This window comes from Amniculibacterium sp. G2-70 (assembly GCF_014353055.1).
In the GTDB taxonomy this organism is placed as follows: Bacteria; Bacteroidota; Bacteroidia; order Flavobacteriales; family Weeksellaceae; genus Amniculibacterium; species Amniculibacterium aquaticum.
Window position 1 is genome coordinate 1,784,189 of sequence record NZ_CP060698.1, and the last position, 23,359, is coordinate 1,807,547.

The window sequence follows — 23,359 nt, forward strand, 5'->3', positions numbered from 1 at the left end:
ATGGCAAGAGATCTTAAATTCACAAGAAATATCGGTATTGCTGCTCACATTGATGCAGGTAAAACCACCACTACAGAAAGAATTTTGTTTTACACAGGTAAAACACATAAAATTGGTGAAACTCACGAAGGTGCATCTCAGATGGACTGGATGGAGCAAGAAGCTGAAAGAGGGATTACCATTACCTCTGCTGCTACAACTTGTTCTTGGAATTTCCCAACAGACCAAGGTAAATCTTTACCAGATACTAAGCCGTATCACTTCAACATCATCGATACACCGGGACACGTTGACTTTACCGTAGAGGTAAACCGTTCTCTAAGAGTATTGGATGGTCTTGTTTTCTTATTCTCTGCAGTTGACGGAGTAGAGCCACAATCCGAAACCAACTGGAGATTGGCGGATAACTACAAAGTTGCCAGAATGGGATTCGTAAACAAAATGGACAGATCCGGAGCTGATTTCTTAAAGGTTGTAAACCAAGTAAAAGAAATGCTAGGTTCTAACGCAGTGCCTATCGTACTTCCTATCGGTTCTGAAGAAGACTTCAAAGGAGTGGTAGATTTGATTAAGAACAGAGCTATCGTTTGGGACGAAGCCGGTCAAGGTCAAACTTTCGAAGTAGTTCCAATCCCTGAAGATATGAAGGATGAAGTATTGGAATACAGAGAAAAATTGGTAGAAGCCGTAGCGGACTACGATGAAACTTTGATGGAGAAATTCTTCGAAGATCCAGATTCAATTTCTGAAGAAGAAATCAACGAAGCACTTAGAAAAGCAACCATCGATCTATCCATCATCCCAATGACTTGTGGTTCTTCTTTCAAAAACAAAGGAGTACAATTCATGCTAGATGCTGTATGTAAATACCTTCCTTCTCCAATGGATAAAGAAAGTATTAAAGGTACAGATCCTCATACAGATGCAGACATCGAAAGAAAACCAGATGTAAAAGAGCCTTTCTCTGCTCTTGCTTTCAAAATCGCTACTGACCCATTCGTAGGTCGTTTGGCTTTCTTTAGAGCATACTCTGGTAGATTGGATGCTGGTTCTTATGTAATGAATACAAGATCTGGAAACAAAGAAAGAATTTCTAGAATCTATCAAATGCACGCCAACAAACAAAATCCAGTTGAGTACATCGAGGCTGGAGATATCGGTGCTGCTGTAGGTTTTAAAGATATTAAAACAGGAGATACCCTTTGCGACGAGAAAAACCAAATCGTTTTGGAATCTATGATCTTCCCAGATCCGGTAATCGGTATCGCAGTTGAGCCTAAAACTAAGGCCGACCAAGATAAAATGGGTAACGCTCTTGCTAAATTGGCAGAAGAAGATCCTACTTTCCAAGTGAAAACCGATGAGGCTTCTGGTCAAACCATCATCTCCGGAATGGGTGAGCTTCACTTGGACATCATCGTAGATCGTATGAGAAGAGAGTTTAAAGTAGAAGTTAACCAAGGTCAACCTCAGGTAGAGTACAAAGAAGCTCTTACTGCAGTTGCTAACCACAGAGAAGTTTACAAAAAACAATCCGGTGGTCGTGGTAAATTCGCAGACATCGTATTCGAAATCGGTCCTGCTGACGAAGGTAAAACCGGTCTTGAATTCGTGAACGAAATCAAAGGTGGTAACATTCCTAAAGAATTTATCCCTTCGGTTGAAAAAGGTTTCAAAGAATCTATGAAAAACGGTCCATTGGCTGGTTTCGAAGTAGAAGCTATGAAAGTTACCTTGAAAGATGGATCTTTCCACGCGGTGGACTCCGATCAGTTGTCTTTCGAATTGGCTGCTAAAATGGGATTCAAAGAATCCGGTAAGAAGGCCAAAGCAGTTATCATGGAACCAATCATGAAATTGGAAGTGGTAACTCCGGAAGAATACATGGGAGATATCGTAGGTGACCTTAACAGAAGAAGAGGTACCATCAACGGTATGGACGATAGAAATAACGCAAAAGTAATCAAAGCTTTTGTTCCTCTATCCGAAATGTTTGGTTATGTAACTTCACTTAGAACACTTTCTTCTGGTAGAGCTACCTCTTCCATGGAGTTTGAAAAATATGAAGCTGCACCTCAAAATGTCGCTGAAGATGTAATTACTAAAGCGAAAGGTTAATCTTTAAAATTTTAGAAATGTCACAAAGAATCAGAATAAAACTAAAATCTTACGATTACAATTTGGTAGATAAATCTGCTGAGAAAATCGTAAAAACTGTAAAGGCAACCGGAGCTGTAGTAAACGGACCAATCCCATTGCCAACCCACAAGAGAATCTTTACTGTACTAAGATCTCCGCATGTTAACAAGAAAGCAAGAGAGCAGTTCCAATTATCAGCTCACAAGAGATTGATGGACATCTACTCTTCTTCTTCCAAAACGGTTGATGCTCTAATGAAGTTAGAACTTCCTTCTGGTGTAGAAGTAGAAATCAAAGTGTGATAACCAGGGCTTAGGCCTTAACAAAGCATTTTGCTAGTATATGAACTCCCTTTTCTTAATTGAAAAGGGAATTTTTATTTTCATAAAAGTGTTAAATTCTGTTAAATTCAATTGTTTTTCACACAAAAACTTGCACAGTTTTAGTTTTAGTTTTAGTTTTAGTTTTAGTAGCACTAATTAAAAAAAATCGAATATGAAAAAGTTTGTTTTGTATTTTTCATTGGTGCTACTATTTATAAATTGTAGTACTAATTCTGTAGAAGAAATTTCAGATGGTATTCCAAACGAAATTTCGATGTATAGAACGATGAGTAATCAGTCTGAAAATGCTTTGAATTACGAAGTAAGCGACGAACAATTTGTTTTGAGGCTTTATTCTGATATTGATGGAAGTGAATTTAAAAGTATAGTAGAGGTTTTGTCTGTTGTTAATGATAGTGCAAAACTTTTTGAATTAGATTATACTTTTGACACTTCTGAAACCCATTGGAAAATTAAGCAAAAAGAAAGAGTTCTTGCATTAGCAGACAATTTGCGAGAAAAAAATATTGATATTGGAGTTTTAAGAGATTTGTCCGAATTTATTGATGGGTATGTTCTGGCGATATATCAAAAGTCTGTTGTTGATGGAGGAAAAAATGTTGATTTATTTTCATCTATATATTATTATCAATCAAGTATTGATGCCCTAGTGAGAGCAGAAAATTCAAATAGTCCTTTAAATGGAACCCTACACCCTGGTTTTTTAGCAGGCAAAGATTTTTTTGTGTTTCAAGAGGATCAGTTCATTGACTTAAGTTTAGTTGATTTGAGCACACTTAATAATTATATTCATAGCACTAAAGATGAAAATTTGAAAGAATTTATTAAAAGTAATAGTATGTCTAAAGTACCATTTACTGTAATAAATGAATTTTATGGTAGTGCGGCAGAATTTGAAAACTTTATTGAAAATGTTCAATACCAACCTATGGGGTGTTCCAGTTGGTGTTTTATTGGATGTGGATCAGATACGGGTTGCTGTGGAAATTATTCAGGATGTTGTGTTTATTCTTCTTTAGCGTGTTATGTTCATGATGTTCAATGTGCTTCTTGTATACCGCCTAAAGGACTTCCATCCTGGTATTGCGGACCTGGCTGTAAACCCGGTCTAGGAAAACCAGTTAAGATAATAACTAATATCATTTAAATTGATTAATAATGGAAAAGTTTCATAAAATTATCATAGTAGTAAGTTTGCTAGTTCTTATTAATATTATTTTGCAAGCGTATTATTTCTATCAAAATAAATTAGGAAATGAAATTGCAGATGCATTAATGCAAGCAATTACATTTCTTGCAAATTTTAATTTTATTACAGTTTTAATTCTACCCTTTTTATTAATGATTTATTCTATAATAGCAATGGTTCAAAAAAGAAAATATGGAATTATTTTACTCTTGATTAATATTTGTAATTGTGTGCTGATTTTTTTTACATAATTCATAAATAATAAAGCAAGAGAGCATTTCCAATTATCAGCTCACAAGAGATTGATGGACATCTACTCTTCTTCTTCCAAAACGGTTGATGCTCTAATGAAGTTAGAACTTCCATCTGGTGTAGAAGTAGAAATCAAAGTGTGATAACCAGGGCTTAGGCCTTAACAAAGCATTTTGCTAGTATATGAATTCCCTTTTCTTAATTGAAAAGGGAATTTTTATTTTCATAAAAGTGTTAAATTCTGCTAAATTCAATTGTTTCTAACACAAAAACTTGCACAGTTTTAGTTTTAGTTTTAGTTTTAGTTTTACCTCATTAACAAATAAAAACAAAAAGTTATGAGGAAATTATTTTTAGTTGCAGCCCTAGGAGTTGCTGGATTGATGAGTGCCCAAAAAATTAAAACAATTGAATGTAAGCCTAAAGGTTGTACTTATGTTTACGCGTCTACATGTTCAACATTCACTCATTTTTCAGTAGTTAAAGAACTTACTTTATCTGCTGCTTTAATTATTGCAAATGATATTAACCTAAGAGATTGTAAAGTACCCGTAAAAGAGGTTACAATTACCCAAAAAGATTCATAATGCGTAAATTTTTTTCATTGAAATTATCCTTTATTTTTAGTATTTTCTTTTCTTCTTTTTTGTATTCACAAATAACAATAAAATCTGAAATTAAGGTAGGGTATATTTTATCAGCAAAGTACACTTTGAAAGCGAATGAAGATAAACAAAAGGAAGAATCATGGTTGGTAGCAAGTAATAGTGATGCGGTTTTTAAAGCCAAGAAAGCTTTTGTAATGGACTCTCTTAAAGCTAAGGGAATGCAATTTGAACAACTTCTACCTCATTTTGATATTAATAATCAATATAATATTTATACAAGTAAAAATAAAATTGAACTGACCAATTCAATAAAAATCGATCATGAATTTGGTTATATAGAAGAAAGTCCTTGGAATTGGAGCGTTGAAAATGAATTTAAAGAATTATTAGGCTTTCACTGTCAAAAAGCTACAATTACAAAATACGGTAGAAATTGGATTGCTTATTATGCTGTAGATTGTCCTTTTCCTTTTGGACCCTACAAATTCAATAATTTACCCGGGTTGATATTAGAGGTCTTTGATGATGCAAACGATTACCATTTTACTGCGACATCCATAGAGAAATTCAAACAAAATTATTCTGCAAATAGGTTTTTAAAACCCAAAATCATTTCAAAGAGTGATTATGTTAAAGTGAAAAAGAATATTGAGTCGGATTTTACTTTAGGTGGGTTAGTGACTTACAGTGCTGAAGACACCAAGAAATTCAATGATTATTATGACGAGAAATTGAAGTTTGATAATCCCATTGAGTTGTCATTGAATTAATTTTATAATTTAAAATACAGTCAAATATTCAAGAATTTTCTTCCTCAAAGCCTGTATTATTTGTAAATACAGATTATTTTGTTGAAGGTCGTGTTTTATAATACTGTAATCTTCCCATTCTTAGTAACACTCAAAAGTAGAGATTTTATTTAATATTTCTGTTGTTGGTGTTGAATAATTTTGTTGAAATGTGGGAAAATCTGCTGGATTAGTGTGGCTGATTTTTCCATATTTCAATAAAAAATCCCTCGGTGTGGAGGTCACTGAAAAACCATCTTCATTTTGAATAAGATTTAATTTCAGACAAGAATTAAGAGCTTATTACACGACTTTAAAATCGGTAATAAGCTCTTTACATTTTTTGGAGTTCTAAATTTAATGGGTTTTGTAAAGCTTGTTTTGATTTAATTGGAGCTGAGTTTTAAAGATGATGATTTTGTTCTCTTTTTCTTAGATTAATTTCAGGATCCTCTTCAAATTGACTGCGAAAATAGCCAATGCTCCCTGCATTTGCATGTTTTCTATTCCATAAGAAGTGGCTCTTTTGTAACCATGAACATTTTTAAGTTCACTGTTTTTGGCTTCAATTTTATACCGGTGTTTCGACTTTTCTTTGTAATAATCACTTTCCTGAAAAGCCATCTGTTCTTGGTGTAATTCTGATTTTATAGAAACCGAGTAGGTTTTAGATTTTGCTCCGTCTTTGTAACAACCTTCTCTTAATGGGCAAACTTTACATTTTTCAACATCAAAATAATATACATCAGCTTGATTTTTGCCGACATTCTTTCTGTTCTGATGGGCTTTTCTGATGGCTAAATGCCCGGCAGGACAAACAAATCTGTCAGCATCCTTATTGTAATCAAACTGGTCTTTTTCTTTCCTACATCCTTGTGTAATGGATGGATTTAACTTTGCAACAATTTTTATATCCTGTTCGCTGGCAATTTTCAGATTTTCTTTTCCACTATAAGCCGAATCGCCAATGATGGTTTCCACTTCCATTCCGTTGTCTTGGCTCATTTGCAGTAATTTTGGCAATTCAGGCCCGTCTCCTTTTTCTCCCGAAGTTACCACTGCTGCGGTGATAATCCGCTCTTCACTCATCGCCAAATGTGTTTTGTAACCGAAAAAGGAACTGTCTGCGGATTTATGTCCGATTTTGGCATCCGTGTCTTTTGAGAAAGTTAGCTGTTCATCGGTGTCTTCGGCTGTTTCCCTCAAAAGATTTAATTTCTCTTTCACTGCCGGAATCTCACTTATTGATGGCTCATCTTCTATGCATTTTTCAAGTTCTCTACAATAAGCCAATTCTTTGTTCAGATCGTTTTCAGTATTCTTGACCGGCATTTTTGATTTGAAGTTTTCATCAAATTGATAAACCGTTTTACGAACTAATCTCGAACGCTCTCTCAGTACTTCTATGCTTGAAAATGGATTCGATCTAGATAAAGTATGTGTAGCGTCCACAATAATGGATCTGGATTTAATAATGCCTTTATCGATCGCTATCGTTACCGTTTTACCAATTAGAAGGTTCAACAAATCGGTATCTTTCAAGCGTAATTTCCTGAATTTTGTAAGTGAACTGGGGTTTATCACATCATCTTCGGGAGCCATATCTAAAAAATATTTGAAAGACATATCATAGCGGGAACGCTCTACCACATCTACATCAGAAACCGAGTAAATGCTTTTCAACAAAAGGTATTTGAACATCTTCACCGGACTTTCCGCATTGCGACCATTGTTCAAACAATACTTATTCAACAGTTCATCGTAGATGAAGGAAAAATCTATCAAATCATTAATTTTTCGAAGAAGATTTTCTTTCGGAACGATTAAATCATACAAATCGGAATAAGAACTAAACTGAATCTTTTGCTGTTGGACTAACATTCTTTATCTTTAAAAGACCTTATCAAGGTACAAAAAAAGGAGCTAAAATCCTAAGATTTCAACTCCTTCTTTTTCATATTTCCTGAAAATTCACTTTTTCAGTGATCTCGTGTGAGATATTGCAATGCACTGTGTGGTCTTTCGTTGTTGTATTTCCACATCCATATTTCTGCATAATTTCTCATTTGTTTCACGCTTTCAAACAAATATACATCCAAAAACTCTGTTCTAAATGTTCTATTAAACCGCTCAATAAGAGAGTTTTGAGTAGGTTTTCCCGGTTGGATAAAATGCAACTCAATTTCGTGATATTGACACCAAGTTTTTAATTTTTCTGAAATAAATTCCGGTCCGTTATCCACTCGTATTTTGTCCGGTTTCCCTCGCCATTCGATGAGTTCTTCCAGCTTGGTAATTACTTTTGCAGAAGGCAAACTCGTATCAATACTTATTTGTAAAATTTCTCTGTTAAAATCATCTATAATGTTCAAACTTCTCACGCTTTTGCCGTTTTCCAAAGTGTCATGCATGAAATCCATACTCCATGTTACATTTGGATAGATCGGACGCAGAAGCGGCTCTTTCACTCTTGCAGGAAGCCTTTTCTTTCTCTTGCTTCTTAAATTTAGATTCATCGAAGTGTAGATTCTGTAAATCCGTTTATGATTCCACCAAAATCCCATGTTTTTCAAGCGATAACGCATTGTCCAAAATCCCCAAGTATGTTCTTGTATTGCCAACAACCGAAGTTCTTCACGGATGAGATCATCTTGAGAATCAATCCTCTTTTTATAGTACATAACCGAATAACTCAGCCCGAAACAACCGCATGCCTTCCTTATGCTTATCTTGTGGGTTTCTTTGGCATATACTACCATTTCTCGCTTTTCGGAAGGCGTTAAAGCTTTTTTTCTATAACATCTTTTAAAACAGTGTTCTCCAAAGTTAGTTCTGCGACAATTTTTTTATATTGTGACAGCTGTTTCTCAAACTCTTTGAGTTGTGCCAGTTGGTGCGTATCCATACCACCGTATTTACTTTTCCATTTGTAAAAAGTAGGTTGGCTGATACCGTAATCTCGGCAAATCTCGTTTACCGTTTTTCCTTGATTTTGTTCAGATAAGATCTTCACAATCTGAACCTCTGTAAATTTGCTCTGTTTCATATTTCCCAAAGTTAAAAACTATATTTATATTCGTTTCTGTTTTTGGGGAAGACTACAATACCACTAATCATAAAACCAATCATTTTAAACTAGATATGTACAAAATTGTTTTATTATTTCTTTTTTTTAGTTTAAACTTTGTAGTTGGGCAGGGGTTTCAATCAGAATTTAGGGCGAATTACAGAATGACCTACATCTTAGACTCCTTAACTAGAAAGGCTAAAGTTGAAGATTTTAAACTGTTTTTTAATAGAAATCAATCGTATTTTTTGTCCGATAAAAGTATTCTTTCAGACTTTTATGAAGTTAAAGGTGAAGTGTTAGACATGAAGCAGTTGCAAAGTAAAAGAACACTGTTTTTAGATCGGATTAGCTACGATGCTACCAAAAAAGATTTTTCAGTTTATTTGAACGAAGGTAAAACATACTATAAATATAAACAAAATGCTGAGCTGATTTGGAATATTACAAACGAAACCAAAACCATTAATAATATCGTGTGTAAAAAAGCAACCACTGCAGCTTTTGGGAGAAAATGGATTGCTTATTTTTCTACCGATTATACTTTTCCATTTGGCCCTTTCAAAATAAATGGACTTCCTGGGCTTATAGTTTCTGTCGAAGACGATAGAAAAACCATTCGTTTTGTGTTGGATGAAATTGAAAAGCATCATAAGTTTATCCAAATTCCATCAAATGTCAAAGCGGTTTCCAAAGAGCAGTATTTTAAGTTGTATGATAATTTGGTATTCAATCTTAGCATTCTTAACCATGTTGCTTTTGTTGAAGATCCGAGTTTTAAACAAAAATTAATCAATTCTGTCATGGAGAGAAAACGGATGATGAACAATTTCCCAATGGATCTGGATATGAAATCCATTATGGAATAATCTTCCAATCAAGATTCAATATCGAGTTATGGCCATTTGTAATGAATGGTCTTTTTTTTTCTTTAAACCCCTCATTTTCAAATTATTTTTCAAGAAAATTTGCAGTTTACAAAAATCTTCATATATTTGCACACTCATTTTAGGGGTATGGTGTGCCTAATTCAACCTTAGAAATCACGAATGACTTCAGAGAAATGAGCATTAAAAAGATAAATTTTATATATATTTTATAAACAATGTCAGGTATTATTGGAAAAAAAATCGGTATGACATCTTTGTTTGACGAAAACGGGAAGAATATTCCTTGTACCGTTATTCAAGCTGGTCCATGCTCGGTTTTACAGGTCAGAACCGAAGAGGTTGACGGGTATGTTGCCGTACAACTAGGTTTCGATGACAAGAGTGAGAAGAATGTCGGTAAGGCATTAGCCGGTCATTTCAAAAAGGCTGGTTCAACTCCTAAAGCGAAATTGGTAGAATTCCACCACGGATTCGAAGATTTGAAATTAGGTGATGAAGTAACTGTTAATTTATTCACAGAAGGTGAGTATATTGATGTAACTGGAACTTCAAAAGGTAAAGGTTTCCAAGGGGTTGTGAAAAGACACAACTTCGGTGGGGTAATGCAAGCTACACACGGTCAGCACAACAGACTTAGAGCTCCAGGTTCTATCGGTGCAGGATCCGATCCTTCTAGAGTATTCAAAGGAATGAGAATGGCAGGAAGAATGGGTGGTAAGCAAGTTACCGTACAAAACCTTCAAGTGTTGAAAGTAGATGAGGAACAAAATCTTTTAGTAGTAAAAGGGGCTATTCCTGGGGCTAAAAATTCATATGTAATTGTAAGAAGATGGAACTAGTAGTATTAAATACCTTAGGAAAAGAAACCGGAAGAAAAGTTTCGTTAGATGCATCTGTATTCGGAATTGAGCCTAACCAACACGCGGTTTATTTAGAAGTAAAACAATTCCTTGCTGCACAAAGACAAGGGACGCATAAGTCAAAAGAAAGAAGCGAAATTACCGCTTCTACTAAAAAACTTAAGAAGCAAAAAGGATCTGGATCTGCAAGATACGGGGATATCAAATCTCCAACTTTCAGAGGTGGAGGTAGAGTTTTCGGTCCAAAGCCAAGAGACTACAGATTCAAATTGAACAAAGCGCTTAAGAGATTGGCTAAAAAATCTGTTCTTTCTCAAAAAATGAGAGACAACAGCATCAAAGTGATGGAAGATATGAGCATGAACGCTCCAAAAACCAAAGAATTCATCAGCGTATTGAACGCATTGGAACTAAACGGTAAAAAAGCGTTGTTCATCTTAGCTGAAGCCAATCAGAATGTATATCTTTCTTCAAGAAACTTGCCTAAGACAAGAGTATTGAATTATAACGAAATTTCTTCTTATGATTTGGTAAACGCAGGTGAGATCGTATTCTTCGAAGGAGCAGTAGATAAATTCACAGAAATCTTAAAAAAATAAATCATGTCAGTAATCATCAAACCGGTAATTTCAGAAAAAGCAAACTACCTTACAGATTTGAGAGGGACTTATAGCTTCTTGGTAAACACGAAAGCCAATAAAATCCAAATCAAAAATGCGGTAGAAGCAGCTTATGGTGTTAAGGTAGCGGATGTAAACACTATGGTTTATGCACCAAAGGTTTCTTCGAAATACACCAAAAAAGGACTTCAAGTTGGTAAAACCAACAAATTGAAAAAAGCAGTCGTAAAACTTAACGAAGGAGAAGTTATCGACATCTTTGCAGTATAAAAGTGCTTGGCTTTTAGTTTTTTGCTAAAAGCCATTAGCCATTATCCATTAATAACAAGTATAATATAAACAATAGTAATGTCTGTTAGAAAATTAAAACCTATCACCCCGGGACAGAGATTCAGAGTTGTAAATAACTTTGAAGAAATTACTACCAACAAACCAGAGAAATCTCTAACCGTTGGTATTAGTAAGTCAGGTGGGCGTAACCAAACTGGTAAAATGACCATGCGTTACACCGGAGGTGGACACAAAAAGAAATACAGAATCATCGACTTCAAAAGAAACAAAGCAAATGTTGAAGCGACTGTAAAAACTGTAGAGTACGATCCAAACAGAACTGCATTCATCGCATTAGTAGAGTATGCAGACGGAGAGAAGAGATACATCATCGCTCCAAACGGAATTAAAGTAGATCAGAAAATCGTTTCCGGCGATAGCGTAGAGCCGAATGTAGGAAACGCAATGAAATTGAAAAACATTCCTTTGGGTACCGTAATTTCTTGTATCGAACTAAAGCCTGGTCAAGGTGCTATCCTAGCTAGAAGTGCAGGATCTTCTGCTCAATTAACTTCTAGAGATGGTAAGTATGCGATCATTAAATTGCCTTCTGGAGAATCTAGAATGATCCTTACAGAATGTATGGCAATGATCGGATCTGTATCTAACTCTGATCACCAACTTACCGTATCCGGTAAAGCAGGTAGAAGCAGATGGTTAGGTAGAAGACCAAGAACCAGAGCCGTAGTAATGAACCCAGTAGATCACCCAATGGGTGGTGGTGAAGGTAGATCTTCAGGAGGTCACCCAAGATCCAGAAATGGTAAACCAGCAAAAGGTTACAAAACAAGAAAGAAAAACAAAGCGTCTAACCGTTATATCGTATCTAAAAGAAAATAATTATGGCAAGATCACTTAAGAAAGGACCTTTCATTCATCATTCTTTAGATAAGAAGGTTCAGGCAAATATTGCATCAGACAAAAAGACTGTTATCAAAACTTGGTCCAGAGCATCAATGATTTCTCCGGACTTCGTAGGACAAACCATCGCAGTACACAACGGGAAATCTTTTATCCCAGTTTATGTAACAGAAAACATGGTAGGTCACAAGTTAGGCGAATTTTCTCCGACAAGATCTTTCAGAGGTCACGGTGGTAACAAAAATAAAGGAAGTAGATAATTATGGGAACAAGAAAACAAGATAGCGCACTCGCTAGAAAGGAAGCAAACAGAGATGTTGTAAAAGCTAAACTTAACGATTGTCCTTCTTCTCCTAGAAAAATGAGATTGGTTGCCGATATCATCCGTGGAGAAGGTGTAGCAAAAGCTCTTTATATCCTTAAGTACTCTAAAAAAGATGCTTCTAACAAGTTAGAAAAACTTCTTCTTTCTGCTATGGCTAACTGGCAAACAAAGAACGAAGGAAAGGATATCGAAGAAGCTAACCTAATCGTTAAAGAAATTTTCGTGGATAGCGCAAGACAATTGAAGAGACTAAGACCAGCACCACAAGGTAGAGGGTACAGAATCAGAAAAAGATCTAACCACGTTACAATCATTTTAGACTCTAAAGATAACAAATAATTCAAGGTATGGGACAGAAGACAAATCCAATTGGAAACAGATTAGGAATCATCAGAGGTTGGGATTCTAACTGGTTTGGTGGAAACGATTACGGTGACCGTATCGCTGAAGACTACAAAATCAGAAGATATCTTGAAGCTAGATTATCTAAAGGAGGTATCTCAAGAATCTACATCGAGAGAACACTAAAATTAGTAACAGTAACCATCACAACTGCAAGACCTGGTTTGATCATCGGGAAAGGCGGTCAAGAGGTTGATAAATTAAAAGAAGAGTTGAAAAAACTTACTGGTAAAGAAGTTCAAATCAACATCTTCGAAATCAAAAGACCAGAACTAGACGCTATCTTAGTAGCTCAAAGTATTGCAAAGCAAATTGAAAACAGAATTTCTTACAGAAGAGCTGTTAAAATGGCAATCGCATCTACAATGAGAATGGGAGCTGAAGGGATCAAAGTAATGATCTCAGGTCGTTTGAACGGTGCTGAAATGGCAAGAAGCGAGTCTTTCAAAGAAGGAAGAATCCCATTGTCAACTTTCAGAGCTGATATCGATTACCACTGGGCAGAAGCTCATACTGCTTACGGAAGATTAGGTGTAAAAGTTTGGATTATGAAAGGAGAAGTGTACGGTAAAAGAGACCTTACTCCACTAGTAGGACAACAACAAAAAAAATCACCAGCCGGAGGTAGAAACGAAAGAAGTGGTGACAGAAAACCAAGAAGAAATAACAATAATTAATCAGAAGTTAGAAACGAGAAATTAGAAATTAGAACTTCCGTTACAAGAACTGATTTAAAATTTATCTAAACATCTAACATCTAACATCTAACATCTAAAAATTATGTTACAACCAAAAAGAGTAAAGTTTCGTCGTGTTCATAAAATGAAGATGAAAGGAAATGCGCAAAGAGGATCTCAACTTGCGTACGGTACTTTCGGAATCAAAGCGATTGACGGAGCTTGGATTACAGCAAGACAAATCGAGGCTGCTCGTATTGCTGCAACCAGATATATGAAAAGAGAAGGTCAACTATGGATCAAAATATTCCCAGATAAACCAATCACCAAAAAACCAGCCGAAGTAAGGATGGGTAAAGGTAAAGGTGCTGTAGAATATTGGGTAGCTGTAGTAAAACCTGGAAAAGTAATGTTCGAAGTAGGTGGAGTACCTTACGAAGTAGCTAAAGAAGCTCTTCGTCTTGCCGCTCAAAAACTACCAATCGTAACGAAATTTGTAGTAGCTAACGATTTTGTTAAACCTCTTTAATCTTTTATAAAATGAAACAAGCTGATATCAAAAATTTAAGCGTTGAGGATTTAAAAGTACAATTAGCTGAAGCTAAAGTAAACTATAACAAGTTGAAATTGGCTCACAAAATCAGCCCAATTGAAAATCCTATCCAAGTTAGAGATTTAAGAAGAGCAATCGCTAGACTTAATACAGAATTAACCGCAAAACAACAATAATTTCGTTTTATTATGGAAAGAAATTTAAGAAAAGAAAGAATCGGAATCGTTTCCAGCAATAAAATGGAAAAGACCATTGTTGTAAGCGAAACTACAAGAATCAAGCACCCAATGTACGGTAAGTTCGTTTTGAAAACGAAAAAATATACCGCTCACGACGAGAAAAATGAGTGCCAAGAAGGGGATAGAGTTCTTATCCAAGAAACTAGACCAATGAGTAAGAGTAAGAGATGGAGATTAGTAAGAATCATTGAAAAAGCTAAATAATAATGTTACAAACAGAATCAAGACTAAAAGTAGCTGATAACACTGGTGCTAAAGAAGTATTGGTAATCAGAGTTCTAGGAGGAACAAGAAGAAGATATGCTTCAGTAGGTGATAAAATCGTTGTAACCATCAAAGAATCATCACCATCTGGTAATGCAAAAAAAGGACAAGTTTCTAAAGCAGTAGTGGTAAGAACTAAAAAAGCAGTTAGAAGAAAAGACGGTTCTTATATCAAGTTTGATGACAATGCATGTGTATTGCTTAACGCAAACGGTGATATGAGAGGTACTCGTGTTTTCGGACCAGTTGCTCGTGAGCTTAGAGACAAAGAATACATGAAAGTCATTTCATTAGCTCCAGAAGTACTTTAATTTTTAAAATTTAGAAAAGATGACAAAAGTTAAAATAAAAAGAGGAGATAGCGTAATCGTTACTACCGGTAAAAACAAAGGAAGTAAAGGTGAAGTACTAGAAGTGATTAAAAAAGAAGGTAAAGATCCAAGAGTGATCGTAGCTGGTGTTAATGTTGTGAAAAAACACACAAAACCATCTGCTTCTAATCCTCAAGGTGGTATTGTAGAGAAAGAAGCTTCTATCCATATTTCCAATGTATCTCTTATGGATGCAAACGGAAAAGCTACTAAAGTAGGTTACCAAATGGAAGGAGACAAGAAAGTAAGAGTTGCTAAAACCACCGGAAAAACTTTATAATTTAAAAAGAACATGGAATATATAGCAAGACCCAAGAAAGACTATAAAGAAAAAGTTGTTCCTGCAATGATGGAAGAATTTGGGTACAAGTCAGTAATGCAAGTACCTAAATTGTTGAAAATCGTTATTTCCCAAGGTTTAGGAGCTGCAACTGCCGACAAAAAAATCGTTGATTACGCTGTTGAAGAATTAACAGCAATTACCGGTCAAAAAGCAGTTGGTACAATCTCTAAGAAAGACGAAGCTGCTTTCAAACTAAGAAAAGGAATGCCAGTAGGAGCAAGAGTTACTCTAAGAGACAACAAAATGTATGAATTCTTAGATCGTTTAACTTCTTCAGCTTTGCCAAGAATCAGAGATTTCTCTGGTATCAAAGCTGACGGTTTCGACGGTAGAGGTAACTATAACTTAGGTATTACAGAACAGATCATTTTCCCCGAAATCGTTATCGACAAAGTGAAAAAAATCCAAGGGATGGACATTACCTTCGTAACTTCTGCTAACACAGACAAAGAAGCTAAAGCATTATTAACTCACTTCGGTTTACCGTTCAAAAAGAACTAAGACATGGCTAAAGAATCAATGAAAGCGCGTGAGCGCAAAAGAGAAGCACTAGTTGCTAAATATGCTGCTAAAAGACAAGCTCTAAAAGAAGCTGGTGATTACGAAGCATTGCAACATTTGCCAAAAAATGCTTCTCCTGTAAGATTGCATAACAGATGCAAACTAACAGGAAGACCAAGAGGATACATGAGAACTTTCGGTATCTCCAGAGTAACTTTCCGTGAAATGGCTAACAACGGTCTTATCCCAGGAGTTAAAAAGGCAAGTTGGTAACAATTTGAATAATCGAGACAACACAGTTGCTTATAGCAGTTAGCTATACCCTATAGCTAACTGCCATTTGCAATACTAGTTGTCATTAACCAATAATAACAAAAAAGAAAAATGGTAACAGATCCAATTTCAGATTTCCTAACTAGAGTAAGGAACGCACAAAGCGCAGGCCACAAAGTGGTGGAAATTCCTGCATCGAAAATCAAAAAAGAGATTACTAAAATCCTTTTCGACCAAGGGTTTATCTTGAACTACAAGTTCGAAGATAACTCCGTACAAGGTTCAATCAAAATCGCTTTGAAATACGATAAGCAAACCAACAAACCAGCGATCAAATTGATCCAAAGAGCTTCTAAGCCAGGTTTGAGATACTATGCAGGATCAGCAGATCTTCCAAGAGTATTGAACGGTTTGGGTATCGCAATCATCTCTACATCTAAAGGTGTAATGACGGATAAGAAAGCTAGAGAAGAGAAAGTAGGTGGAGAAGTAATCTGCTATATTTATTAATTTTTAATCAAAGGAAAATGTCAAGAATTGGTAAAGCAATTATAAACATTCCTGCGGGAGTTACCATTACTGAAAAGGATGGTTTAGTTACAGTGAAAGGAGCTAAAGGCGAGCTTTCTCAACAACTAACCGAAGGAATCACTATGAATATTGAAGACAATGTACTAACTGTATCTCGTCCTTCAGATTCTAAAACACATAGAGCGTTACACGGTCTATACAGAGCTCTTATCAACAACATGATTGTTGGGACTACACAAGGTTTCGAAAAGAAACTAGAATTGGTAGGGGTAGGATACAGAGCTTCTCACGCTGGTCAGAAACTAGAATTATCTCTTGGTTTCTCTCACGGTATCGTTGTTGATCTTCCAAAAGAAATCACACTAGATACATTGACTGAAAAAGGTAAAAACCCAATTATTACTTTGTCATCTCACGACAAACAACTTCTAGGAATGGTGGTAGCAAAAATCCGTTCATTCAGAAAACCAGAGCCGTATAAAGGTAAAGGTATCAAGTTCGTAGGTGAAATATTAAGACGTAAAGCTGGTAAATCTGCTTAATAAAATTTAAGAAAATGGCATTAAATAAAGAACAAAAAAGAATTAGAATCAAAAGAAGAGTAAGAGGGAAAATCTCTGGCTCTGCTGAATTGCCAAGATTGTCCGTTTACAGAAGTAATAAGGAAATTTACGCACAGTTAATCGATGATAAAGACGGTAAAACTTTAGCTTCTGCATCTTCCAGAGCATTGAATGCTAAAGGTACCAAAGTAGAAATATCTGCTGAAGTTGGTAAAGCAATCGCCGAAAAAGCAAAAGCTGCAGGAATTGAAGCTGTAGTTTTCGACAGAAACGGTTTTGTATATCACGGTAGAGTAAAAGCTCTTGCTGACGGTGCAAGAGAAGGTGGATTAAAATTCTAATCATTAAAATTTCGGAAATATGTTAGGACTAGATAATATAGAAAAAGTAAAACCGGGAGGATTAGAATTGAAAGATCGTCTCGTAGCTGTTAACAGAGTAACTAAAGTTACCAAAGGTGGTCGTGCTTTCGGATTCTCAGCTATCGTAGTGGTAGGTGACGAAGACGGAACCATCGGTTTTGGTCTTGGTAAATCTAAAGAAGTAGCTTCTGCTATTTCTAAAGCAGTTGAAGAAGCTAAGAAAAATTTAGTGAAAGTTCCTGTAGTTAACGGAACGATCCACCACCAAGTATCTGCAAGATACGGAGGTGCTGATGTTTTCTTAAGACCAGCTTCTCACGGTACAGGGGTTATCGCTGGTAACACTGTGCGTATCGTTGTAGAATCTGCAGGGATCAAAGATATTCTTTCAAAATCTAAAGGTTCTTCTAACCCTCACAATGTAGTGAAAGCTACTTTCAAAGCGTTGTTGGATATCAGAAGACCAGAAGAAATCGCTAGAATGAGAGGTATTTCATTAAGTAAAGTGTTTAACGGATAATAATAATCTCAATGGCAACAATTAAAGTAAAACAAGTAAGAAGCGCTATCGGGAGAACAAAAACCCAAAAAAGAACGCTTGAAGCATTAGGATTTAAAAAACTTCACCAAGTAATTGAACATGAGGCTACTCCTTCCATCTTAGGAATGATAAAATCAGTAGGACACTTACTAGAAGTTCAAAAATAATTTGAAAAAGAAGTTAGACGATTAAAAATCAGACCTAATTTTTAAGTCTGATTTTTAATCCAAAATCTAACCTCTAACATCTAAAATCTAAAAAACAATGAAATTAAATAACATTCAACCAGCATCAGGTTCTACTCACAATTCAAAAAGAATTGGTAGAGGACAAGGAAGCGGAAAAGGTGGAACTTCTACAAAAGGTCATAAAGGTCAAAAAGCCAGAGCCGGTTATTCTCAGAAAATCGGTTTCGAAGGTGGACAAATGCCTTTGCAAAGAAGATTGCCCAAATTCGGTTTCAAAAACATCAACAGAAAAGAATTTAGAGCCATCAACCTAGATAGCATCCAAACTTTAATTGATACTAAAAACATCGCAGGAGAAATCACTAAAGATGTTTTGGTAGCAAACGGTTTGGCTTCTAAAAACGAATTGGTTAAAATCATGGGTAGAGGTGAGTTGAAATCTGGTGTTTCTATCTCTGCTGATAAATTTACCAAATCTGCTGAAGAACTGATCGCTAAAGCTGGAGGTAAAGCAATTACTCTTTAAAATTAACGAATGAAAGGATTTATACAAACACTTAACAACATTTGGAACCTGAAGGAACTAAGAGAAAAAATTCTCTTCACTTTAGGGATCATTTTAGTGTATAGATTCGCATCTTATATCTCACTTCCGGCAATTAACTTGGCGGAAGTTGGGGATTTATTAGAACATTATAAAAATAACGGTGGAAACAAGCAAGGAGCAGGACTTCTTGGCTTGCTTTCCTCGTTTACAGGAGGCGCGTTTAGTCATGCTTCTGTAATGGCTCTAGGGATTATGCCTTACATTTCTGCTTCTATTATTGTGCAGCTGATGGGGATGGCTATTCCGTATCTTCAAAAATTACAAAAAGATGGAGAATCCGGTAGAAATACTTTGAACCAAATCACAAGATGGCTTACCATTGGAGTTTGTCTCGTACAAGCACCATCGTATCTAACTTCGATTACTCAAATGTTTTTACCTTATGCACAATTCTCTTCTGCATACTATATAGAACCGAACTCTATTATGTTCTGGTTGCCAAGTATCGTGATACTTACAGCAGGTTCTGTATTTGCAATGTGGTTGGGAGAAAAAATTACCGACAAAGGAATTGGTAATGGTATTTCAATACTAATTATGGTGGGAATCCTTTCCAGATTACCAGAGTCTTTCATGCAAGAAGTAGCAACACAAACCGGAAAAGGCGGCTTAGGATCTATCATGATCCTAGTCGAAGTTATTTTCTGGATGTTGGTGGTACTGCTAGCAATTATACTTTCCGTAGCAGTAAGAAAAATTCCGATTCAGTATGTGAGTCGTGCTCAGGCTAGAGGTGGTGTAAACAAAAACCTTATGCAAGGTGCAAGACAATGGATCCCTTTGAAAGTAAATGCAGCTGGAGTAATGCCTATTATCTTCGCTCAAGCATTAATGTTCGTACCTGGTTTATTAACAAAATTTGACGAATCCAATACCTTCTTGGCCGGATTCAAAAATGTATTCTCTTGGCAGTACAATTTATTGTATGCGCTTCTTATTATCATCTTCTCATTCTTCTATACTGCGATTACCATTCCGGTAAATCAAATGGCAGATGACTTGAAAAGAAATGGAGGCCTAATACCTAAAGTAAGACCAGGAAAAGACACTTCCGATTATTTGGATGATATTTTGTCAAAAATTACTTTGCCAGGATCAATATTTTTAGCTATCTTTGCAGTCCTTCCTGCATTTGTGCACGGAACGATTGTTCAAACTGATGGATTTGCCCTATTTTTCGGGGGAACATCACTTTTGATTATGGTAGGAGTGGTACTGGATACCGTTCAGCAAATCAATACTTATTTGTTGAATCATCATTATGATGGTCTTATGAAATCAAAATTATCAAGAACGAGCGGATTATAATATATGGCAAAACAAAAACATATCGAACAAGATGGCGTTATAGTGGAATCACTATCTAACGCCATGTTTCGTGTAGAATTAGAAAATGGGCATGTGCTTATTGCCCATATTTCTGGAAAGATGCGTATGCATTACATAAAACTCCTTCCGGGGGATAAGGTAAAGTTGGAGATGTCTCCGTACGACCTTACAAAAGGAAGAATAACATTTAGATATTAAATACACAGTAACTATAATGAAAGTTAGAGCATCTATTAAAAAAAGAAGTGCTGATTGCAAAATCGTACGCAGAAAAGGAGTACTTTTCGTAATCAACAAGAAGAACCCAAAATTTAAACAAAGACAAGGCTAAAATTAAATTATGGCGAGAATTTCAGGTATTGATTTACCAAAAAACAAAAGAGGCGTTATCGGCTTAACTTACATCTACGGAATTGGAAGAAGTACTTCTTCAGAAATCCTTAAAGCAGCCGGTATCAGCGAAGACAAGAAAGTCAACGAATGGAATGACGATGAATTGGCAGCAATCAGAACTTACATCTCCGAAAATGTAAAAGTAGAAGGAGAATTGCGTTCTGAAATCCAATTGAACATCAAAAGATTGATGGATATTGGATGTCAACGAGGAATACGTCACAGACTAGGATTACCTTTAAGAGGCCAAAGAACTAAAAACAATTCTAGAACCCGTAAAGGAAGAAGAAAAACTGTTGCTAACAAGAAAAAAGCAAGTAAATAATCTTTAGATTAGAATTATGGCAAAACAAACAAAAGTAGTAAAAAAGAGAAAAGTAAAAGTTGAAGCTATTGGTGAAGCGCATATCCAAGCGTCTTTCAATAACATCATCATTTCTTTGACAAATAAAAATGGAGAGGTTATTTCTTGGGCATCTGCAGGTAAAATGGGCTTCAGAGGTTCTAAAAAGAATACCCCTTTCGCTGCTCAAATGGCCGCTGAAAACTGCGCAGCAGTTGCACACGAAGCAGGTCTTAGAAGAGTAAAAGTTTTCGTTAAAGGTCCAGGTCAAGGTAGAGAGTCTGCGATCAGATCAATTCATAACTCTGGTATTGAAGTAAGTGAAATCGTTGATGTGACTCCTATGCCGCACAACGGATGTAGACCACCAAAAAGAAGAAGAGTATAATCTGATATTTTAAATTTTTAATTTCATTCACGAAATCTAAAATCTAAAATCTAAAATCTATTACAATGGCAAGATATATAGGACCTAAAACTAAAATTGCAAGAAAATTTGGTGTTGCAATTTACGGAGACGATAAGAACTTCGAAAAAAGAAAAAATCAACCACCAGGACAACACGGACCTAACAAAAGAAGAGGGGCTAAGAAGTCTGAATATGCAAACCAGTTAACTGAAAAACAAAAAGCAAAATACACTTACGGTATTCTTGAAAGACAATTTGCTAACCTTTATGTTAAGGCGCAAAGAGCTAAAGGGGTTACCGGTGAAGTATTGCTTCAACTTTGTGAGTCCAGATTGGATAATGTTGTGTACAGAATTGGTTTCGCAAAAACAAGAGCTGCAGCAAGACAGTTGGTATCTCACAGACACATCACTGTTAACGGTGAGTTGGTAAACATCCCTTCTTATACTTTGAAGGCTGGTGATGTTATCGCAGTTAGAGAAAAATCAAAATCACTAGAAGTTGTAACCGATGCTTTGGCTTCTAAGTCAAACTACGAGTGGTTGCAATTTAACGACGAGAAGAAAGAAGCGACTTTCGTTTCTGCTCCAGAAAGAATTCAGATTCCTGAAGACATCAAGGAGAACTTAATCGTCGAACTTTACTCTAAATAATTTTAATCAAATTTTTGCTCAACCCAACAATATGGCAATATTACAATTCATAAAACCCGATAAAGTAATTCTATTAAATTCAGATGAATTCAAAGGTCAATTCGAATTCAGACCTCTAGAACCTGGTTTTGGACTTACCATCGGAAATGCATTGAGAAGAGTTTTACTTTCTTCTCTTGAAGGATATGCAATTTCATCTATCAAAATTGAAGGTGTAGAGCACGAGTTTTCTACAATTCCTGGAGTAATTGAAGATGTAACTGAGATTATTCTTAATCTTAAGCAATTAAGATTAAAAGCAAACGCAGAAAATCAAGCCAATGAGCAAGTGGTTGCTAAAGTATCCGGACAAACAGTAGTAACTGCCGGTGACCTAGGTAAAACCATCAACGGGTTTGAAATACTAAATCCTGATTTGGTAATTTGTAATATGACTAAGGATGTAAAATTCGAAATCACATTCAATATCGAGAAAGGAAGAGGATATGTGCCAAGCGAACAAAATAAATCTCACAATGCTCCTGTAGGAACCATCGCCATCGACTCTATTTTTACGCCAATTAAAAAAGTAAAATATGCAGTTGAGAACTATCGTGTAGAGCAAAAAACAGACTACGAAAAATTAGTATTGGACATCGAAACCGATGGATCTATCAGCCCTCAGAACGCTTTAACAGAAGCTTCTAAGATCTTGATCTATCACTTCATGTTGTTCTCTGATGAAAGAATTACTCTTGAAACAGAAGCCGTGAAAGCATCCGTTCAGTACGATGAAGAAACCCTACATACAAGACAACTATTGAAGTCTAAATTAACAGATATGGATCTTTCCGTAAGAGCCCTTAACTGTCTAAAAGCTGCTGAAGTAGAAACTCTTGGAGAATTGGTATCTTTCAGTAAGTCTGATTTGATGAAATTCAGAAATTTCGGTAAGAAATCGTTGACAGAATTAGAAGAATTAGTACATTCAAAAGGTCTTAACTTCGGTTTTGATGTAGCAAAATATAAGTTAGACGCAGAATAATTAAAACAAAACAATGAGACACGGTAAAAAAATAAATCACCTAGGAAGAACTGCTTCTCACAGAAAAGCAATGCTTTCCAATATGGCTTGTTCTCTTATCCTTCATAAAAGAATCAATACAACAGTAGCTAAAGCGAAAGCTTTAAGAGTTTATATTGAACCACTTTTGACGAAGTCTAAGAACGATACAACTCACAACAGAAGAACAGTTTTCGCTTATTTGCAAGATAAAGAAGCCGTTACTGAACTTTTCAGAACCATCGCTCCTAAAATCGCAGAAAGAAACGGAGGTTATACTAGAATCATCAAAACTGGTTTCAGATTGGGTGATGCTGCTGATATGGCTCTTATCGAATTGGTTGACTTCAACGAACTTTACAATCCTAAAGCTGAAGAGAAGAAAACTACGAGAAGAAGTAGAAAACCAGCTGCTAAGAAAGAAGTTGCTCCTGCAACTGAAACTCCAGCAGTTGAAACTCCAGAAGCTTCTACTGAAGAATAAGAAATTTATATTTCTAAA

The 23,359-nt window shown here is 35.7% G+C and carries 36 protein-coding genes and 2 pseudogenes; 36 read left to right on the top strand and 2 right to left on the bottom strand.

Going from position 1 to position 23,359, the window contains the following annotated elements; translation table 11 throughout:
- The 7 genes and pseudogenes from fusA to H9Q20_RS08210 all read left to right on the top strand — a co-directional run bounded on the left by fusA (nucleotide 1) and on the right by H9Q20_RS08210 (nucleotide 5,302).
- Nucleotides 1-2,118 carry an elongation factor G gene (fusA, locus tag H9Q20_RS08180; RefSeq protein WP_124640982.1) on the top strand — a complete coding sequence of 706 codons (2,118 nt, stop codon included), beginning with the start codon at nucleotides 1-3 and terminating at the stop codon, nucleotides 2,116-2,118.
- Nucleotides 2,119-2,135: 17 nt separating this feature from the next.
- Entirely contained in the window at nucleotides 2,136-2,441 is a 306-nt protein-coding gene (rpsJ, locus tag H9Q20_RS08185) for a 30S ribosomal protein S10 (RefSeq protein WP_124640984.1), read from the top strand.
- A 193-nt stretch (nucleotides 2,442-2,634) separates the two neighbouring features.
- Entirely contained in the window at nucleotides 2,635-3,630 is a 996-nt protein-coding gene (locus H9Q20_RS08190) for a hypothetical protein (protein WP_124640986.1), read from the top strand.
- An 11-nt stretch (nucleotides 3,631-3,641) separates the two neighbouring features.
- Nucleotides 3,642-3,923, top strand: a complete 282-nt coding sequence (locus H9Q20_RS08195) for a hypothetical protein (protein WP_124640988.1) — start codon at nucleotides 3,642-3,644, stop codon at nucleotides 3,921-3,923.
- A pseudogene (locus H9Q20_RS08200) lies at nucleotides 3,924-4,067 on the top strand (30S ribosomal protein S10); the annotation flags it as partial. It lies immediately after the preceding gene.
- A 195-nt stretch (nucleotides 4,068-4,262) separates the two neighbouring features.
- On the top strand, nucleotides 4,263-4,511 hold the full coding sequence (locus H9Q20_RS08205; protein WP_187477474.1) for a hypothetical protein: 249 nt from the start codon (nucleotides 4,263-4,265) through the stop codon (nucleotides 4,509-4,511).
- The gene (locus H9Q20_RS08210) at nucleotides 4,511-5,302 is read left to right on the top strand and encodes a GLPGLI family protein (protein WP_187477475.1); all 792 of its coding nucleotides are present in this window, start codon (nucleotides 4,511-4,513) and stop codon (nucleotides 5,300-5,302) included. Before H9Q20_RS08205 ends, H9Q20_RS08210 begins: the two co-directional genes overlap by 1 nt.
- A gap of 450 nt (nucleotides 5,303-5,752) precedes the next feature.
- On the opposite strand, the gene H9Q20_RS08215 is transcribed toward H9Q20_RS08210, so the two are convergent.
- Complete coding sequence (locus H9Q20_RS08215) at nucleotides 5,753-7,201, bottom strand: IS1182 family transposase (RefSeq protein ID WP_187477341.1); 1,449 nt, start codon at nucleotides 7,199-7,201, stop codon at nucleotides 5,753-5,755.
- 98 nt (nucleotides 7,202-7,299) lie between these two features.
- A pseudogene (locus tag H9Q20_RS08220) lies at nucleotides 7,300-8,366 on the bottom strand (IS3 family transposase).
- Nucleotides 8,367-8,461: 95 nt separating this feature from the next.
- Between H9Q20_RS08220 and H9Q20_RS08230 the strand changes: the two are divergent.
- The 29 genes from H9Q20_RS08230 to rplQ all read left to right on the top strand — a co-directional run bounded on the left by H9Q20_RS08230 (nucleotide 8,462) and on the right by rplQ (nucleotide 23,341).
- Complete coding sequence (locus tag H9Q20_RS08230; RefSeq protein ID WP_187477477.1) at nucleotides 8,462-9,256, top strand: GLPGLI family protein; 795 nt, start codon at nucleotides 8,462-8,464, stop codon at nucleotides 9,254-9,256.
- A gap of 236 nt (nucleotides 9,257-9,492) precedes the next feature.
- Nucleotides 9,493-10,116, top strand: a complete 624-nt coding sequence (gene rplC / locus H9Q20_RS08235; protein ID WP_124641000.1) for a 50S ribosomal protein L3 — start codon at nucleotides 9,493-9,495, stop codon at nucleotides 10,114-10,116.
- Nucleotides 10,107-10,736 carry a 50S ribosomal protein L4 gene (gene rplD, locus H9Q20_RS08240; RefSeq protein ID WP_124641002.1) on the top strand — a complete coding sequence of 210 codons (630 nt, stop codon included), beginning with the start codon at nucleotides 10,107-10,109 and terminating at the stop codon, nucleotides 10,734-10,736. The genes rplC and rplD overlap by 10 nt, the downstream gene beginning before the upstream one ends.
- A gap of 3 nt (nucleotides 10,737-10,739) precedes the next feature.
- Entirely contained in the window at nucleotides 10,740-11,027 is a 288-nt protein-coding gene (gene rplW / locus H9Q20_RS08245; protein WP_124641004.1) for a 50S ribosomal protein L23, read from the top strand.
- 78 nt (nucleotides 11,028-11,105) lie between these two features.
- The gene (gene rplB, locus H9Q20_RS08250; RefSeq protein ID WP_124641006.1) at nucleotides 11,106-11,927 is read left to right on the top strand and encodes a 50S ribosomal protein L2; all 822 of its coding nucleotides are present in this window, start codon (nucleotides 11,106-11,108) and stop codon (nucleotides 11,925-11,927) included.
- A 2-nt stretch (nucleotides 11,928-11,929) separates the two neighbouring features.
- Complete coding sequence (rpsS, locus tag H9Q20_RS08255; RefSeq protein WP_124641008.1) at nucleotides 11,930-12,208, top strand: 30S ribosomal protein S19; 279 nt, start codon at nucleotides 11,930-11,932, stop codon at nucleotides 12,206-12,208.
- Between the two features lie 2 nt (nucleotides 12,209-12,210).
- On the top strand, nucleotides 12,211-12,612 hold the full coding sequence (gene rplV / locus H9Q20_RS08260; protein ID WP_124641010.1) for a 50S ribosomal protein L22: 402 nt from the start codon (nucleotides 12,211-12,213) through the stop codon (nucleotides 12,610-12,612).
- An 8-nt stretch (nucleotides 12,613-12,620) separates the two neighbouring features.
- Nucleotides 12,621-13,352: a 30S ribosomal protein S3 gene (gene rpsC, locus H9Q20_RS08265; RefSeq protein ID WP_124641012.1), complete on the top strand. Its 732-nt coding sequence runs from the start codon at nucleotides 12,621-12,623 to the stop codon at nucleotides 13,350-13,352.
- 103 nt (nucleotides 13,353-13,455) lie between these two features.
- A complete protein-coding gene (gene rplP, locus H9Q20_RS08270) occupies nucleotides 13,456-13,881 on the top strand; it encodes a 50S ribosomal protein L16 (RefSeq protein ID WP_124641014.1) in 426 nt (141 codons plus the stop codon).
- Nucleotides 13,882-13,892: 11 nt separating this feature from the next.
- Entirely contained in the window at nucleotides 13,893-14,081 is a 189-nt protein-coding gene (gene rpmC / locus H9Q20_RS08275; RefSeq protein WP_124641016.1) for a 50S ribosomal protein L29, read from the top strand.
- Between the two features lie 9 nt (nucleotides 14,082-14,090).
- Nucleotides 14,091-14,348: a 30S ribosomal protein S17 gene (rpsQ, locus tag H9Q20_RS08280; RefSeq protein ID WP_124641018.1), complete on the top strand. Its 258-nt coding sequence runs from the start codon at nucleotides 14,091-14,093 to the stop codon at nucleotides 14,346-14,348.
- 2 nt (nucleotides 14,349-14,350) lie between these two features.
- The gene (gene rplN, locus H9Q20_RS08285) at nucleotides 14,351-14,719 is read left to right on the top strand and encodes a 50S ribosomal protein L14 (protein ID WP_124641020.1); all 369 of its coding nucleotides are present in this window, start codon (nucleotides 14,351-14,353) and stop codon (nucleotides 14,717-14,719) included.
- A gap of 19 nt (nucleotides 14,720-14,738) precedes the next feature.
- Nucleotides 14,739-15,059, top strand: a complete 321-nt coding sequence (gene rplX, locus H9Q20_RS08290; protein WP_124641022.1) for a 50S ribosomal protein L24 — start codon at nucleotides 14,739-14,741, stop codon at nucleotides 15,057-15,059.
- A gap of 12 nt (nucleotides 15,060-15,071) precedes the next feature.
- Nucleotides 15,072-15,623 carry a 50S ribosomal protein L5 gene (gene rplE, locus H9Q20_RS08295; protein ID WP_124641024.1) on the top strand — a complete coding sequence of 184 codons (552 nt, stop codon included), beginning with the start codon at nucleotides 15,072-15,074 and terminating at the stop codon, nucleotides 15,621-15,623.
- 3 nt (nucleotides 15,624-15,626) lie between these two features.
- Nucleotides 15,627-15,896 carry a 30S ribosomal protein S14 gene (rpsN, locus tag H9Q20_RS08300; RefSeq protein WP_124641026.1) on the top strand — a complete coding sequence of 90 codons (270 nt, stop codon included), beginning with the start codon at nucleotides 15,627-15,629 and terminating at the stop codon, nucleotides 15,894-15,896.
- Nucleotides 15,897-16,007: 111 nt separating this feature from the next.
- The gene (gene rpsH / locus H9Q20_RS08305) at nucleotides 16,008-16,406 is read left to right on the top strand and encodes a 30S ribosomal protein S8 (protein ID WP_124641028.1); all 399 of its coding nucleotides are present in this window, start codon (nucleotides 16,008-16,010) and stop codon (nucleotides 16,404-16,406) included.
- 17 nt (nucleotides 16,407-16,423) lie between these two features.
- The gene (gene rplF / locus H9Q20_RS08310) at nucleotides 16,424-16,969 is read left to right on the top strand and encodes a 50S ribosomal protein L6 (RefSeq protein WP_124641030.1); all 546 of its coding nucleotides are present in this window, start codon (nucleotides 16,424-16,426) and stop codon (nucleotides 16,967-16,969) included.
- A gap of 14 nt (nucleotides 16,970-16,983) precedes the next feature.
- Nucleotides 16,984-17,331, top strand: coding sequence for a 50S ribosomal protein L18 (gene rplR / locus H9Q20_RS08315; RefSeq protein WP_124641033.1), 348 nt, complete (start codon nucleotides 16,984-16,986; stop codon nucleotides 17,329-17,331).
- Nucleotides 17,332-17,350: 19 nt separating this feature from the next.
- Nucleotides 17,351-17,872, top strand: coding sequence for a 30S ribosomal protein S5 (gene rpsE, locus H9Q20_RS08320; protein WP_124641035.1), 522 nt, complete (start codon nucleotides 17,351-17,353; stop codon nucleotides 17,870-17,872).
- 11 nt (nucleotides 17,873-17,883) lie between these two features.
- On the top strand, nucleotides 17,884-18,060 hold the full coding sequence (gene rpmD / locus H9Q20_RS08325) for a 50S ribosomal protein L30 (RefSeq protein WP_124641037.1): 177 nt from the start codon (nucleotides 17,884-17,886) through the stop codon (nucleotides 18,058-18,060).
- A 97-nt stretch (nucleotides 18,061-18,157) separates the two neighbouring features.
- The gene (gene rplO / locus H9Q20_RS08330) at nucleotides 18,158-18,607 is read left to right on the top strand and encodes a 50S ribosomal protein L15 (protein WP_124641039.1); all 450 of its coding nucleotides are present in this window, start codon (nucleotides 18,158-18,160) and stop codon (nucleotides 18,605-18,607) included.
- Between the two features lie 9 nt (nucleotides 18,608-18,616).
- The gene (gene secY / locus H9Q20_RS08335; protein WP_124641041.1) at nucleotides 18,617-19,996 is read left to right on the top strand and encodes a preprotein translocase subunit SecY; all 1,380 of its coding nucleotides are present in this window, start codon (nucleotides 18,617-18,619) and stop codon (nucleotides 19,994-19,996) included.
- A 3-nt stretch (nucleotides 19,997-19,999) separates the two neighbouring features.
- The gene (gene infA / locus H9Q20_RS08340; protein ID WP_124641043.1) at nucleotides 20,000-20,215 is read left to right on the top strand and encodes a translation initiation factor IF-1; all 216 of its coding nucleotides are present in this window, start codon (nucleotides 20,000-20,002) and stop codon (nucleotides 20,213-20,215) included.
- A 16-nt stretch (nucleotides 20,216-20,231) separates the two neighbouring features.
- Nucleotides 20,232-20,348 carry a 50S ribosomal protein L36 gene (gene rpmJ / locus H9Q20_RS08345; protein WP_007839480.1) on the top strand — a complete coding sequence of 39 codons (117 nt, stop codon included), beginning with the start codon at nucleotides 20,232-20,234 and terminating at the stop codon, nucleotides 20,346-20,348.
- A gap of 9 nt (nucleotides 20,349-20,357) precedes the next feature.
- Nucleotides 20,358-20,735: a 30S ribosomal protein S13 gene (rpsM, locus tag H9Q20_RS08350; RefSeq protein ID WP_124641045.1), complete on the top strand. Its 378-nt coding sequence runs from the start codon at nucleotides 20,358-20,360 to the stop codon at nucleotides 20,733-20,735.
- A 16-nt stretch (nucleotides 20,736-20,751) separates the two neighbouring features.
- Complete coding sequence (gene rpsK, locus H9Q20_RS08355; RefSeq protein WP_124641047.1) at nucleotides 20,752-21,141, top strand: 30S ribosomal protein S11; 390 nt, start codon at nucleotides 20,752-20,754, stop codon at nucleotides 21,139-21,141.
- Nucleotides 21,142-21,206: 65 nt separating this feature from the next.
- On the top strand, nucleotides 21,207-21,815 hold the full coding sequence (gene rpsD / locus H9Q20_RS08360) for a 30S ribosomal protein S4 (protein ID WP_124641048.1): 609 nt from the start codon (nucleotides 21,207-21,209) through the stop codon (nucleotides 21,813-21,815).
- Nucleotides 21,816-21,846: 31 nt separating this feature from the next.
- Nucleotides 21,847-22,839, top strand: a complete 993-nt coding sequence (locus tag H9Q20_RS08365; protein ID WP_124641050.1) for a DNA-directed RNA polymerase subunit alpha — start codon at nucleotides 21,847-21,849, stop codon at nucleotides 22,837-22,839.
- Nucleotides 22,840-22,852: 13 nt separating this feature from the next.
- On the top strand, nucleotides 22,853-23,341 hold the full coding sequence (gene rplQ / locus H9Q20_RS08370; protein ID WP_124641052.1) for a 50S ribosomal protein L17: 489 nt from the start codon (nucleotides 22,853-22,855) through the stop codon (nucleotides 23,339-23,341).
- The last annotated feature ends 18 nt before the right edge of the window (nucleotides 23,342-23,359 follow it).